Source organism: Thalassotalea sp. LPB0316 (genome assembly GCF_014898095.1).
GTDB lineage: Bacteria > Pseudomonadota > Gammaproteobacteria > Enterobacterales > Alteromonadaceae > Thalassotalea_G.
Genome location: NZ_CP062946.1, coordinates 1,273,990 through 1,286,790 on the forward strand (window position 1 = coordinate 1,273,990; position 12,801 = coordinate 1,286,790).

A 12,801-nucleotide genomic window follows, 5' to 3' on the forward strand; every position below is an offset into this window, starting at 1 on the left:
ATGAAGCCGGTCTCAATTGCAATTATCGGTGGCGGTACCGCAGGCTGGATGGCAGCAAACTTGTTTGCTAAAAAATGGGCAGATAAAAACGTTGTCATCAGCTTAGTTGAGTCACCTGATATTGGTATTATTGGCGTTGGCGAAGGGTCAACACCGACACTTAAGCGATTTTTTGAAATACTAGAGGTATCAGAGCGCGAGTGGATGCCAGCGTGTAATGCGACTTATAAGCTCAATATTCGCTTTAAAGACTGGAGCCCGCAATCGGGCATTGAAAGCTATTCACATCCGTTTACTTCGCAAGTAGATACCTTTACTTCAAGATCATTTCACGTCAATACTCAAACCCGTCGCTTAGGTTTAGATACCCATGTCGTACCGGAAGACTTTTTTATTAATGGCGTGTTAGCCAAGCAGGGTAAAGGGCCGGTAACACCGGAAAACTTCCCGTTTAAAATGGAGTATGGCTACCATTTTGATTCCGGTTTACTCTGCCAATTCTTGGCAAAATTTGCCGCTGATAAAGGCGTTAATCACATTCAAGCTAATGTCCTTGAAGCAACACGTCACCAAAACGGTGATATTGCCAGTGTGATCACCAAAGAGCAGGGTGAAATTAGCGCAGACTTTTTTGTCGATTGCACCGGTTTTAACGCCCTGTTGATGGAAAAAACACTCGGTGTTGAATTTAAATCTTATAAAGACAATTTGTTCAACGATAGTGCAGTGGTCATGCCTACACCGATTGACGAAATGATTCCTGTAGAAACGTTAGCAACTGCACTTAGCGCTGGTTGGGTTTGGAAAATCCCATTAACTAACCGCTATGGTAATGGTTATGTTTATAGCTCAGATTTTATTTCATCAGATCAGGCAGAAACTGAATTTCGCCGGCATTTAAATGCCATTGATAGCGATGAGATGTGCAATCATTTACAGATGAAGGTGGGTTGCTTGGTAAAACATTGGGCACACAACTGCTTGAGTATCGGCTTATCGCAAGGTTTTATTGAGCCACTTGAAGCCACCGCGTTGCACCTTGTTCAATTGAGCCTTGAGATGTTTATCGAGCAGTTTGAAAAAGGTGGCTTTAGCAATCAATATCAAGCGCAATACAATCAATTCACTGCAGAGCGCTTTGAGCGAGTGCGCGATTACATTGTTGCGCATTATAAGATGAACACCCGAAATGATAGCGATTACTGGCGTGCCAACCGTGACAATACGCACTTATCAGATTCACTAATACAGCTATTGAACGTTTGGTTTAATCGCGAAGATCTCACTCAAGAAATTCTCCGGCAAAACTTACAAAGCCATTTCGATACCAGTTCATGGCATTGCTTGTTAGCAGGTTACGGAGCGTTCCCACCGCTTGCCGACAATCAGCCGAATCGAGGCGATTTATACCGAGATAATAACATTGCGCAATTTTTACAGGGCTGCGCGCTTAACTTTCAATCACATGCGACCCATTTGCAGTTTAAATAAGTGAGAATGCCATGCTAGCCATGCAAAAAAAATTAACCAATAGTTTTTACATGTTGTTGTCGTTACCCGCCACGGCAATGGGCTTTGCTTTGTCGGTGCAAATCTCGGCACTTAGTTGGATTTTAACAACACAGTATGGTTTAGATATTCACGAAGTTGGCCTAGTTTGGGCGGCAGGCCCTATTGCAGGTATTTTAGGGCAAGTAATCGTGGGGATTATTAGTGATAAAGTGTGGTTCTGGAACGGCCGACGTCGCCCGTTTATTTTAATTGGTGGCGTGATAGCTGGCTTAATGCTTTTGGCGTTACCCAATATTGATATTGTTTCTTCAAGCTTGGGCTTGTCAGGTATTTTAGGGGTGGCAATTGCGATAGCGTTAGCCTTAGATTTATCGATAAACGTTAGCTTTAATCCGACGCGAGCACTTATTGCTGATGTTACACCAGAAGGTGAGGAGCGCACAAAAGGCTATACTTGGATGCAAACCGTTTCTGGGTCATTTGGCGTTTTAGCCTACGCGATAGGGGCTGCTTGGGGCAATTATGCCTTAATATACTTTGGTGCCGCCTTGGTACTGGTATTGTCTTTAGTACCACCATTTTTTATTGAAGAGCCTAGAGAATTAACCAATCAAGCTGACGAACAAGATAATTATGGCCTGATTGATGTGATTAAAAATATCAGACCGCTTTGGGGGATATTAATTTATGATATTTATGCCCTCGGTTTGCAGTTGTCAGGCGTTAAAGTGGCGCATTATTGGGCGGAAGCTATTGCTGGCTTGATCACCCTTGTATTGGTGATACAAACGATTAGCGCACGAGAGCAAACCGATACACCCACTAATCAAACAGGCTTTGCAAAAGTGTTAGCGGCCCATTCATTTAGCTGGATTGGCGTGCAAACCATGTTTGTTTTTATCATCGCCTTTTTACAAGACAAAATGCCAAGTGTTAGTGATGACGATTTGGGTAAAGTGATTGCCACCAGTTTCCTGATTTTAAGCATTACTGCGGCTTTCTTGCCTGCCTTGGTTTTAGAGCCCGTTGCTAAGAAAATTGGTCGCGTTAAAACTCACACATATTGCTTAGCGACTATGGCGATTGCTTATGGTTTGGTCGCATACCTCGGTCATGAAAAAGTCAATTTATACGTGTTGATGGCAATTTTAGGGATTGGCTGGTCATCGATTATTAGTTTGCCGTTCGCGATTATGTCGGAAAAAGTTAATCAAGCACAGATGGGGTTATATATGGGGCTGTTTAATTTGTCAGTCGTTTTACCGCAGCTGTTGGTGAGCTTAGGCGTTGGCTTGTTTATTTCCAAGGTTGCCGATAAGAGTATTGTTTTTCAAGTAAGCGCCATTGCACTTGCGATATCGGCGTTGGTGTGGACTAAGGTGAGAGAGAAATAGGTTAGTCGTGATTTACACGTTCAACTTTCGTCACTCCTGCCACAATCCAACGTCATTGACGCCTCCACCCAACGTCATTGACGCCTCCACCCAACGTCATTCCCGCCACTACCCAACGTCATTCCCGCGGTCTCTTAGGCGGGAATCTCAAGCAGTAAATTCAATGAGATCCCCAATAACAGCATTTGGGGATGACGGAGTGTTCTATTGGGGATGACGATAAATAAACTGTCATTCTCGCTACTACCCAACGTCATTCCCGCGGTCTCTTAGGCGGGAATCTCAAGCAGTAAATTCAATGAGATCCCCAATAACAGCATTTGGGGATGACGGAGTGGTCTATAGGGGATGACGATAAATAAACTGTCATTCCCGCCACTACCCAACGTCATTCCCGCGGTCTCTTAGGCGGGAATCTCAAGCAGTAAATTCAATGAGATCCCCAATAACAGCATTTGGATATGACGGAGTGTTCTATTGGGGATGACGGAGTGGTCTATACGGGATGACGGATTGGGCTATAGGGGCGGAGTAGTTTATCGGCAGTCACGGAGTGCTCGACAAAGGAGACAGAGTACCTTTAGTCTTTTTTCTTCTTACCCAATCGCTCCAACACTTTATCCATGTGTAAACGGAAGTTTTTCTCATCTTTACTTTCGCCACAACCAAAGCTAGAAACAGCTTTGTGATCTAAGCCTAAATAAGATAAATCTTCAACTAAGGTACAGTTGCCGTTATCGCCCTTGATAATATCAAAATTACCGATATTTGACGTTGCTCGCTTGTCCTTTTCATCTTGCGTGAGCGGGACAACAGATTCAGGCACAGGCAGGTGCTTACCTGACATCACATCACCTTGACGATAACTTTGATACTCATTAAATGCTTGCTGTATATGTTGATCTTGAATTTGTTGCTTGAGATCGAATAATTGTGCGCGAACAGAGCCCTTGGCTATAGCTGGTGGTTTGATTGAGGGGATGTCAACAATCTGAGATTGCTGCTCTCGATTTTCCTGCTGTACTGGGGTAACTGCAGGTTCTGTAATATCAAGCTCGGTGATTTGTTCAACTTGCTTAGGTTCGCTTTTGGCTTGAGTATCTTCTTTTGGGGTAATTGCAGGTGGAGTCTTAACTGTTATAGGTTTTGGCACATATAGGTAGCTCTTTATCGGTGTTACATCTTGTTTATCTTTATGTTCATTGGGTAGATAAAACGACTGCATACTCAACAAAAGCACTAAGCCAAGATGGATAGTCAAGGTAAATAAAATCGCTTTACTATGCTGCTTTAACTCGGCAAATTGCAATCTACTCTCCCTGATTGCTGACATATTTAATGAATACCAATAGACCTATAGACTGTCGCTAAGTTCATTTTGCGAAAATAATTTATTGTCTGTTAATTAACTATATAAGTCGTTGATTTAGAAAAGCCAGAAAAGCTTTGCTACACTTAAGCATTAGCATCATTAATGACCATCAAATTTCATGGAATATCAATTTTCACATGATACAACGTCTGGCAACTTTCGGGCGAAATTCAATACCGAACACCAAGTGTTTGGCCAATGGCTTGAAACTGAAATTGGCAGCAACCAAGCAAACCTTTCAAAAGTCTTAAAAATGTTAGACGGTGTGGCCCATACTCATCAGCAAGATATTAAATATGTTGGTCATCAATATACCTTGGTCCTGTCTAATGAAGATGCCATTATCGCGCTTAATGCAAGTCTAGAAGGCGAAGAAATGTCGGAAAACCTCGCAGAGCAAGCGTTAGAGTTTGACGAAACAGAATCAGCCATGTGTGGCATTGACGACTTTCATCAATTAATGCTTGCTTGGGCAAACTTTCTTACAAAATAAATCGTATCTCGTTTTGTATTTTGCGTTAAAGTACGCATAGAAAATAATAACTTACAGATTATTTTAATAATTAGGTATTTTACGATGACACCTCCTGTTACGTCACCAACAGAGCAAACGAAACCAGAAAAACAGCGAAAAATGGTGCAACTGCGCTTTGTGCTTTGGCCTATCGCTATTATTGTTGCTGCAATTGTTTTATTAGGGGTTATGGGCGCATTAGCCCCTAAACCTGAGAAAAAGCCTTTTACCGTTAAAGCACCTCTGGTTGAAGTGCAGGATATAACGTCGAGCGATGTGCAATTCGTCATTGCCAGTCAAGGCAGTGTATTGCCGCGTACCGAAACGGTGATTGTCTCGGAGGTTAGCGGCCAAGTTGTTAGTGTGTCAGATAAATTCATCGCCGGTGGCTTTTTCAAAAAAGGGGAGCAGTTGCTATCGATCAACGATATCGATTATCAGGTGGCATTGCTTCAGGCTAAAGCCAGATTACACGTTGCCGAAGCGGCACTGATGGAAGAAAAAGCGCGTGTTGAACAAGCTAAAGAAGAGTGGGGTTTAACAGGTAAATCTTTGAGTGACGCTCCTGCATTGGCGCTGAGAAAACCACAACTGCAAAAAGCTAAGGCCGATTTAGAAGCGGCTCAAGCAGATGTTCAAGCGGCCCAAATTAAACTCGAGAGAACGAAAATCGTCGCACCATATGATGCAATGTTAAAGACTAAGCACTTAGATATAGGTCAGTTTGTTGGCGTGGGTGGCCAAATCGCTACAACATTTGCGGTAGATTATGCTGAAATTCGTTTACCGGTAAAATTCCAAGATATCGACTTTCTCTCGTTACCTAAGATTAATAACACAGATGCACTCCAAGGTTCGCGCGTTGACTTACATATTGATGTACTAGGTCAGCAGCAAACTTGGCAGGCTCAGTTAGCTCGATATGAAGGTGTTGTTGATATGAACTCGCGGGTCCATTACGTAGTGGCACAAGTGGATGATCCCTATAACCTGTTTAGCGAAAACAGACCTTATGAGCTGCGCGTTGGTACTTTCGTCAATGGTGATATTTATGGTAAAACCGTAACCGATATCACCGCAATCCCCCGTGCTGCAGTGCGTGGTGCAAACAGTGTTCACCTTGTTACCAGTAAAAATACCTTAGATGTTCGCGAAATTGACATTTTACGTGGTGATGCAAACTACGTTTATACGCGCGATAAGTTTGCTCCTGATGAGCGCTTAATTCTGACCAAACTTGAGTTACCTGTTAACGGTATGGATTTGCGCGTGGTTAATGATCAATCGCCAACCGGTATTGAGCAGGATAGCGCGCAAACAGACGTGAACAATAACGTATCAGTAAACGGTGAAACTAATGACTAACCCCGGAGAAAAGCGCTCAACCGGCATTATCGCTTGGTTTACCTATAACAGTGTCGCCGCCAACTTATTGATGGTACTGATCATTGTTTCTGGCTTTATGTCTTATTTGTCGATCAACAAAAAAATGTTTCCGGAATTTAGCCCGAATACTATTCAAGTTGTCGTGCCACATTTAGGCGCAGCACCGGAAGAAGTAGAGCTTGCCGTTGTGCTAAAAGTTGAAGAGGCATTAGACGACATTGAAGGGATTAAGAAAATCACTTCAACCGCCAATGAAGGTGTGGGAGTTGTGGTTATTGAGTTGCAGTCGGGCTACTCACTCGATGAAAAGCTCAATGAAGTTCAGACTCAAGTCGACAGTATTACAACCTTTCCCGAGCAAGCAGAAAAACCGGTTATTTCAAAGCAAGAGTTCAAGGGCCAAGTGATGTGGTTGTCGCTGCGCGGCAATATGGATAGGCACACTCGCCAGACCATGGCACAAAATATTCGCGATGAAATTATGGCCTTACCCGGTGTTAATACGGCAGAAGTGGTTGGCTCTAGAGACTATGAAATTAGCGTTGAAGTATCAGAAGAAAAGCTCCTGCAATACGGTTTGACCTTTGAGCAAATTGGTCAAGCGATACGCGCCTCGTCAATTGACTTACCCGGTGGCCGGATCAAAGCATCTAGCGGTGATATCTCGGTACGCGCACAAGGTCAGGCATATACTGGGCAGGAATATGCCAACCTAGTGTTGCGCACCAACCCTGATGGCACGCATTTGCGTTTAGGTGATGTCGCTAACGTGGTTGATGGCTTTGTTGAAACGGAAGATTTCGCCACTTTTGATGGCGAGCAAACGTCAAGCATTATGGTGCAATCAACGGGTAATCAAAATGATTTGGAAATCGCTAAGCAGGTTCGCGCTTATGTTGATGAAAAATCAGCTAATCTACCAAATGGCGTAAAATTAACTATATGGGGTGATTCATCGTATTACCTCGATGCTCGCCTTGATATGATGTTTAGTAACTTAGCCCTGGGTGCGTTACTTGTATTTTGTGTCTTAACGCTATTTTTACGGGTAAAAGTCGCTTTTTGGGTGATGTTAGGAATTCCAATCAGTTTCTTTGGCGCCTTTGCGTTAATGCCATTAGGTGGCGAGTGGGCAGTGTCGGTTAACTTAATCAGTTTATTCGCCTTTATCATGGTGTTAGGGATAGTGGTTGATGACGCGATTGTTATCGGCGAGAGTATCTATTCTGAAATCGGTAAAAAAGGCCATTCAACAGAAAATGTCATTCAAGGAACGATGAGAGTAGCGATGCCGGCAACCTTTGGCGTTTTAACCACCATTGCTGCCTTTGCCCCACTATTATTTATCGATGCAACGTTTGCCGCATTCTTTCGGGCAATCGCTTTGGTCGTTACGTATTGTTTGATCTTCTCGTTAATTGAGTCGAAGTGGATATTGCCTGCTCATTTAGCCCACATGAAGTACGTGCCGTTGACTGAGCAAAACGCCAACTGGTTTGAACGCAAGCAAATGGCTTTCAAACACGGCCTTAATAAGTTTATTCAAAACAAATATTTACCGTTATTACAAAAAGCGCTCCGCGCGCGCTACACCACTATGGCGGTGTTTTTTGCCATGTTATTAGTGTCGATTGGTTTAATCGCTAGCTCTTTGGTGAAGGTAGAAGTATTCCCGAATGTGCCAAGTGACTTTATTCAAGCAAACCTAGAAATGGTTGACGGCTCATCGGTTGCCGATCGCAATAAAGCGGCTGAAAAAGTACTACTGGCGGCTGAAAAAATTGCTCAAAATTATAAAAGTAGTGAAGGTGAAAGCATTATCAAGCACACCATGCTCTTTACCGGTGGTAATAACAACGCTACGTTTTTACTTGAGTTGGTTAAACCTGAATATCGAGACTTAACCTCATATGATGTTGAAAAAATTTGGCGTCAAGAGGTGGGTGAAATTCCAGGAGTTCGCGAATTGCGACTCTTTGCCGGCACCAATACAGGCGGTGGGGCCGCACTAGAGTTTCAATTGTCAGGCCGAAACGACGCAGACTTAGAAGCTGCCTCAACCCAAATTGAAGACAAGCTTACCGAATACGATGGCGTATATGATGTTCGCAGTTCATTTAGCCGAGGAGTTCAGGAAATCAAACTCAATATCAAGCCTGAAGCTGAAGTGTTAGGATTGAAATTGAGCGACTTGGCAAGCCAGGTTCGGCAGGCGTTTTATGGCTTAGAGGCGCAACGTATTCAGCGTGGCCGCGACGAACTTAAAGTCATGGTGCGCTACCCAGAAGAAGACAGATTGTCGATATCTGATCTTGAAAACATGTGGATTCGCACACCAAGCGGTGAAAAGGTGCCGTTCTATCAAGTCGCCGATATTGCCATTGGTCAAAGTTACTCGACGATTACTCGAATCAATCAAAAGCGCACGATTACCGTTTCAGCAGATATTGATAGCGACAAAGTTGAGTCGCGTGTTGTCCTCAAAGAAATGAATGAAGAAGTCATTCCTCAAATCTTAGCCAATTACTCAACGGTTGAATACGGTATGGAGGGGGCAAGTAAAGAACAAGCTGACTTCATGGCGCAACTTGGCGTTGCCTTAATTGGTGCGCTGTTTTTAATTTACGGCTTAATAGCCATTCCAACCAAATCTTATATTCAGCCACTCGTTATTATGTCAGTGATCCCGTTTGGTATTATTGGCGCGATATGGGGGCATTTGCTGTTAGGTAAAACTGTTAATATGATGTCGATGTATGGATTTATCGCCCTAACAGGTGTTGTTGTAAATGACTCGTTGATTATGGTCGATTTTATTAACCGTGCAAAACAACAGGGCATGAAGTTGATTGATGCAGTTTGTCAGGCAGGTACTCAGCGCTTTAGAGCGATCTTACTGACCTCATTAACCACCTTTTTTGGGGTGTTACCGCTGTACTTTGAAACGAGTTTACAGGCGCAATTTATTATCCCAATGGCGATAGCACTGGGCTTTGGTATTATTTTTGCGACGGTTATTACCTTGTTCTTGATCCCATCTTTATATCTGATCAAAGAAGATTTACACAGCTTATTTAAGCGTTCAGCGCCAACCAACAAACTTGGGGTCAGAGTCAATTGACTCTGACCCCTACCTTTTTATTTGGAGAAGTAAATGAAAGCGTGCGCCATTTTGTCGATGGATAACCTTGACGATTTTGAAGCATATGACGAATTGCTCATTGAGCCATTAGCGAAACTGGGTTGGCAAACGGAGTTTGTCTCGTGGCGAGCGCAACAAGTAGACTGGAACCAATTTGACGTAGTTATTATACGGACACCATGGGATTACCAAGACGACGCACCGGCGTTTTTGCAGGTACTCGCTGATATTGAGCAATCAAAAGCGATACTTGAAAATTCACTCGACATTGTTAAGTGGAACATTGATAAACAATACTTGAAGTCGTTGGAGCAAAAAGGGGTACTAATCGTACCGAGCTTGTGGCGAGAGCAGCTCGACAAAACAGAAATAGCAGCGTTTTTCCAGTACTTTAATACGCAGCAATTGGTGATGAAGCCTCGCATTAGTGCCAATGCTGATAACACCTTTTGGCTGACACAAGCACAAGCTGAGCAGCGCGCTGATGAGCTCGTTGAGGTGTTTAAAGATAAGCCGTTTATTATTCAGCCATTTGTTGAAAGTGTAATCACCGAAGGTGAGTTTTCACTGTTTTACTTTGATGGCAAGTACAGCCATGCCATCTTAAAAACGCCAAAGCCTGATGATTTTCGCGTTCAAGAAGAGCACGGTGGTCGCTTGAAAACTATTACACCTGAATTAGTATTAGTTGAGGCTGCGGAAAAAACACTACATGCAATCGATGAATTGCCAATGTACGCCCGTGTTGATTTTGTTCGCACTGATCAAGGGTTTGCTTTGATGGAAGCTGAACTTATTGAGCCATCTTTATATTTTAATATGGATGATAAATCAGCACAGCGTTTTGCCGAGGCCTTTGTTGCACGAATGGCGAGGTTATATCAGTTATAGCAAGGGAACTGATTTAGGGACAACTTACAGGAGTGAATATGGACAGCATTTATTGGCTGACAACGTTGATAATCGCGTTAATTATTGTCGCGTTATTAAAGTATCTAGCGTTCAAAAAAACAGTAAAGTATGTTTGTATTTTACTCCTTTCAGTACTCTCGCCTTACGTAATAGATATATACTACTGTAACGTTTTATCGCTTGGTTGTCAGGCTGATGCATTAGATGGCATTGGCTTTATCTTACGTACTTTCTTTGTTTGTTTATTTGTTTTTGTCATCGACCTAGTTGTCTCGAAAATGACAAATCGTCAAGTAAGTAACTAATTAGACGTTTAATGTACTTTAGGCAAGCGCACACTCACTTTTAACCCCTGTGGTTCAGCATTTTCTGCCGTAACCGAGCCGTTGTGAGCACTTATCGCCGATCGCGTGATAGCGAGCCCTAAACCGACGCCGCCAGATTGTCGGTTGCGCGACGCAGAGGCGCGATAAAACGGGGTAAAAATCTTATCAATTTCCTCGTCGTTAACACCACCACCGTCATCTTGTACAAAGAAATGTATTGTTTTGTCCTCTTCCTCTAGCACGACCTGAATAGTTTGCTGAGCGTACTTGATGGCATTGCGGATGAGGTTTTCAAAAGCGCGACTTAATAGTTGGCCATCGCCATTTAGCTCAATGCCTGGCTTGACTTGGCAAACTAATGCCTTACTTTGGGCATCGGCTTCAAATTGCGCATCTTGGCATAACTGGCTAACTAAAGAGGATAAATTAACTTGCTCAAACGCCTGTTGCTGTTGATTGGCTTCTAATCGCGATAAGGCTAATACTTGGCTGATCATTGTTTCAATTTCATCGGCTTCTTTTTCAATACGTGTCAGTGACGATAATTGAGCTTCACTCATGCTATCAGCACTTGATTGTTGAGCGATACCAATAGCGATCTGGAGCCGAGCCAGCGGTGAACGCAATTCGTGGGAGATATCGGCAAGCAATCGTTTTTGGCTACTGACTAAACTGTCAACTTGCTCTGCCATATGGTTAATATCTTGGCTGAGTTTACCTACCTCATCGTGACGTTTGTCGGCATTGGCTACCCGTGCTGATAAATCACCAGAGGCCATTTGCTGCACGGTTTGCTGCAAGGCTTTAAGAGGCTTGTTAAGCGTCCAGGCCATCACTAAACACAACAGTGCACTGATGGTTAAAATAATCGCGATAAACCAACCTGGGTGCTGATCTTTAAAGCTGTGCAGCGCACCGCCAGCGCGGTGTTGACCAACGTAAATCAATATTGACTTGTCATTGATCATAGCTTGGGTTGGTCCTGCGAAAGTGAAACGACCAACATTAAATGCGAGCGCTTGATCATACGCTAACATTCGCTCAAAGCGACTCTCACCTCTAAAGGTCGGTGTCGGTAAGTCGTTAAACCACTTTTTCTCTTCGATATCGTAAATAACAATCGCGTAGTTAAACTGTCGGCTTAAATGAAAAGCGAGCTTTTTTAAATCTCTCGGTTTGCGCTTGCGTTGATTAAGTTGTTCGACGCGCTCAAAAACTTGGGTTAATACCTGTTGTTGCTGTTTTGATACCGGTCTAATTTGATTATCGTCACTAAACTGTCGTGAAAGCCATACCGTGCTGGAGATCAGTACGATAGTTGCCAACCAAAACCACAAGAATAATTTGCCAAACAAACTGTGTTTGGGGTTTAGTCGTTTTAATGCTGATTTTACTTTATTGCTCATAGGTAAATTACTGCGTTGCGACAAAAATATAGCCAGAGCCACGTACGGTTTTTATCATCGTTTGTTCGCTAAACTGGTGAAGCTTTTTACGAATATTACTGACATGCATATCGATAGAGCGATCAAACGCCATCAATTTTCGGTTAAACACCTGTTCCGAAATTAGCTCTTTAGAAATGAGTTCGCCGGGGTGCGACATTAGCAGTTGTAAAATAGCAAACTCGGTGCCCGTTAACGTGATGGGTTGTTGATCAAAAAATGCTTCTTGTCTACTTGGTACTATCGATAACTTGTCGATGGTTAGCTGCTGTGGCGTCGACGGTTTGGTGTGAAAATCCACCCGCCTTACTATTGCGTTGATCCTAGCAGTTAGTTCACGGTGGTTAAATGGCTTCGGCAGATAATCGTCGGCACCTAATTCTAGCCCTAATATTCGGTCGAGATCATCGCCTTTTGCCGTTAGCATTAATACTGGCGTAATACAGCTTTGTCTGAGCTTTTTTAGTACCTCAAAGCCATTGAGTTTTGGCATCATGACGTCGAGTAAAATTAAATCATATTTGTTGCTAATCACTGCCATACCTAGGCCTTGCTCACTGTCATTAGCAACATCGACTTGAAAATTTTGGCTTGATAAGTATTGTGATAAGAGTTCAGTTAATTCAATATCATCGTCAATGATCAATAGCGACTTCTCAGACATACACAGCTCCTAGATTGATGGCGTTATCATAGCAAACATGCGAAATGAGCCCTAGTATGCTATTTGATCTTTACGCAATCTTTACACTGGCTTTGCGTTTCTTTGCATTGCTATAGCTACAATAATTTCGAAGG

10 protein-coding genes are annotated in these 12,801 nt (G+C 43.1%); 7 read left to right on the forward strand and 3 right to left on the reverse strand.

The window, feature by feature from the left end; genetic code table 11:
• Both LP316_RS05620 and LP316_RS05625 read left to right on the forward strand, forming a co-directional pair.
• On the forward strand, window positions 1-1,491 hold the full coding sequence (locus LP316_RS05620) for a tryptophan halogenase family protein (RefSeq protein ID WP_193023202.1): 1,491 nt from the start codon (window positions 1-3) through the stop codon (window positions 1,489-1,491).
• 11 nt (window positions 1,492-1,502) lie between these two features.
• The gene (locus LP316_RS05625; protein ID WP_193023204.1) at window positions 1,503-2,906 is read left to right on the forward strand and encodes an MFS transporter; all 1,404 of its coding nucleotides are present in this window, start codon (window positions 1,503-1,505) and stop codon (window positions 2,904-2,906) included.
• Between the two features lie 580 nt (window positions 2,907-3,486).
• Here the strand turns inward: LP316_RS05625 and LP316_RS05630 are convergent.
• Window positions 3,487-4,239, reverse strand: a complete 753-nt coding sequence (locus tag LP316_RS05630) for a hypothetical protein (RefSeq protein ID WP_193023206.1) — start codon at window positions 4,237-4,239, stop codon at window positions 3,487-3,489.
• A 157-nt stretch (window positions 4,240-4,396) separates the two neighbouring features.
• On the opposite strand from LP316_RS05630, the gene LP316_RS05635 reads away from it, so the two are divergent.
• From LP316_RS05635 to LP316_RS05655, 5 genes are all read left to right on the forward strand, one after another.
• Entirely contained in the window at window positions 4,397-4,771 is a 375-nt protein-coding gene (locus LP316_RS05635) for a YacL family protein (RefSeq protein WP_193023208.1), read from the forward strand.
• An 84-nt stretch (window positions 4,772-4,855) separates the two neighbouring features.
• On the forward strand, window positions 4,856-6,157 hold the full coding sequence (locus tag LP316_RS05640) for an efflux RND transporter periplasmic adaptor subunit (protein ID WP_193023210.1): 1,302 nt from the start codon (window positions 4,856-4,858) through the stop codon (window positions 6,155-6,157).
• On the forward strand, window positions 6,150-9,299 hold the full coding sequence (locus LP316_RS05645) for an efflux RND transporter permease subunit (protein ID WP_193023212.1): 3,150 nt from the start codon (window positions 6,150-6,152) through the stop codon (window positions 9,297-9,299). Before LP316_RS05640 ends, LP316_RS05645 begins: the two co-directional genes overlap by 8 nt.
• A 33-nt stretch (window positions 9,300-9,332) precedes the next feature.
• Window positions 9,333-10,211, forward strand: coding sequence for an ATP-grasp domain-containing protein (locus LP316_RS05650; RefSeq protein ID WP_193023214.1), 879 nt, complete (start codon window positions 9,333-9,335; stop codon window positions 10,209-10,211).
• A gap of 38 nt (window positions 10,212-10,249) precedes the next feature.
• Complete coding sequence (locus LP316_RS05655; RefSeq protein ID WP_193023216.1) at window positions 10,250-10,537, forward strand: hypothetical protein; 288 nt, start codon at window positions 10,250-10,252, stop codon at window positions 10,535-10,537.
• 8 nt (window positions 10,538-10,545) lie between these two features.
• On the opposite strand, the gene LP316_RS05660 is transcribed toward LP316_RS05655, so the two are convergent.
• Together LP316_RS05660 and LP316_RS05665 are read right to left on the reverse strand one after the other, a co-directional pair.
• The gene (locus LP316_RS05660) at window positions 10,546-11,964 is read right to left on the reverse strand and encodes a phosphate ABC transporter permease family protein (protein ID WP_193023218.1); all 1,419 of its coding nucleotides are present in this window, start codon (window positions 11,962-11,964) and stop codon (window positions 10,546-10,548) included.
• A 7-nt stretch (window positions 11,965-11,971) separates the two neighbouring features.
• Complete coding sequence (locus LP316_RS05665) at window positions 11,972-12,667, reverse strand: response regulator (RefSeq protein ID WP_193023220.1); 696 nt, start codon at window positions 12,665-12,667, stop codon at window positions 11,972-11,974.
• Window positions 12,668-12,801: the final 134 nt, after the last annotated feature.

Excerpts from the sequence above, each read along its gene's own strand:
- LP316_RS05660 (WP_193023218.1), bottom strand. The coding sequence starts at position 11,964 with ATGAGCAATAAAGTAAAATCAGCATTAAAACGACTAAACCCCAAACAC.
- LP316_RS05655 (WP_193023216.1), top strand. The coding sequence starts at position 10,250 with ATGGACAGCATTTATTGGCTGACAACGTTGATAATCGCGTTAATTATT.
- LP316_RS05630 (WP_193023206.1), bottom strand. The coding sequence starts at position 4,239 with ATGTCAGCAATCAGGGAGAGTAGATTGCAATTTGCCGAGTTAAAGCAG.
- LP316_RS05635 (WP_193023208.1), top strand. The coding sequence starts at position 4,397 with ATGGAATATCAATTTTCACATGATACAACGTCTGGCAACTTTCGGGCG.
- LP316_RS05640 (WP_193023210.1), top strand. The coding sequence starts at position 4,856 with ATGACACCTCCTGTTACGTCACCAACAGAGCAAACGAAACCAGAAAAA.
- LP316_RS05650 (WP_193023214.1), top strand. The coding sequence starts at position 9,333 with ATGAAAGCGTGCGCCATTTTGTCGATGGATAACCTTGACGATTTTGAA.
- LP316_RS05665 (WP_193023220.1), bottom strand. The coding sequence starts at position 12,667 with ATGTCTGAGAAGTCGCTATTGATCATTGACGATGATATTGAATTAACT.
- LP316_RS05645 (WP_193023212.1), top strand. The coding sequence starts at position 6,150 with ATGACTAACCCCGGAGAAAAGCGCTCAACCGGCATTATCGCTTGGTTT.
- LP316_RS05620 (WP_193023202.1), top strand. The coding sequence starts at position 1 with ATGAAGCCGGTCTCAATTGCAATTATCGGTGGCGGTACCGCAGGCTGG.
- LP316_RS05625 (WP_193023204.1), top strand. The coding sequence starts at position 1,503 with ATGCTAGCCATGCAAAAAAAATTAACCAATAGTTTTTACATGTTGTTG.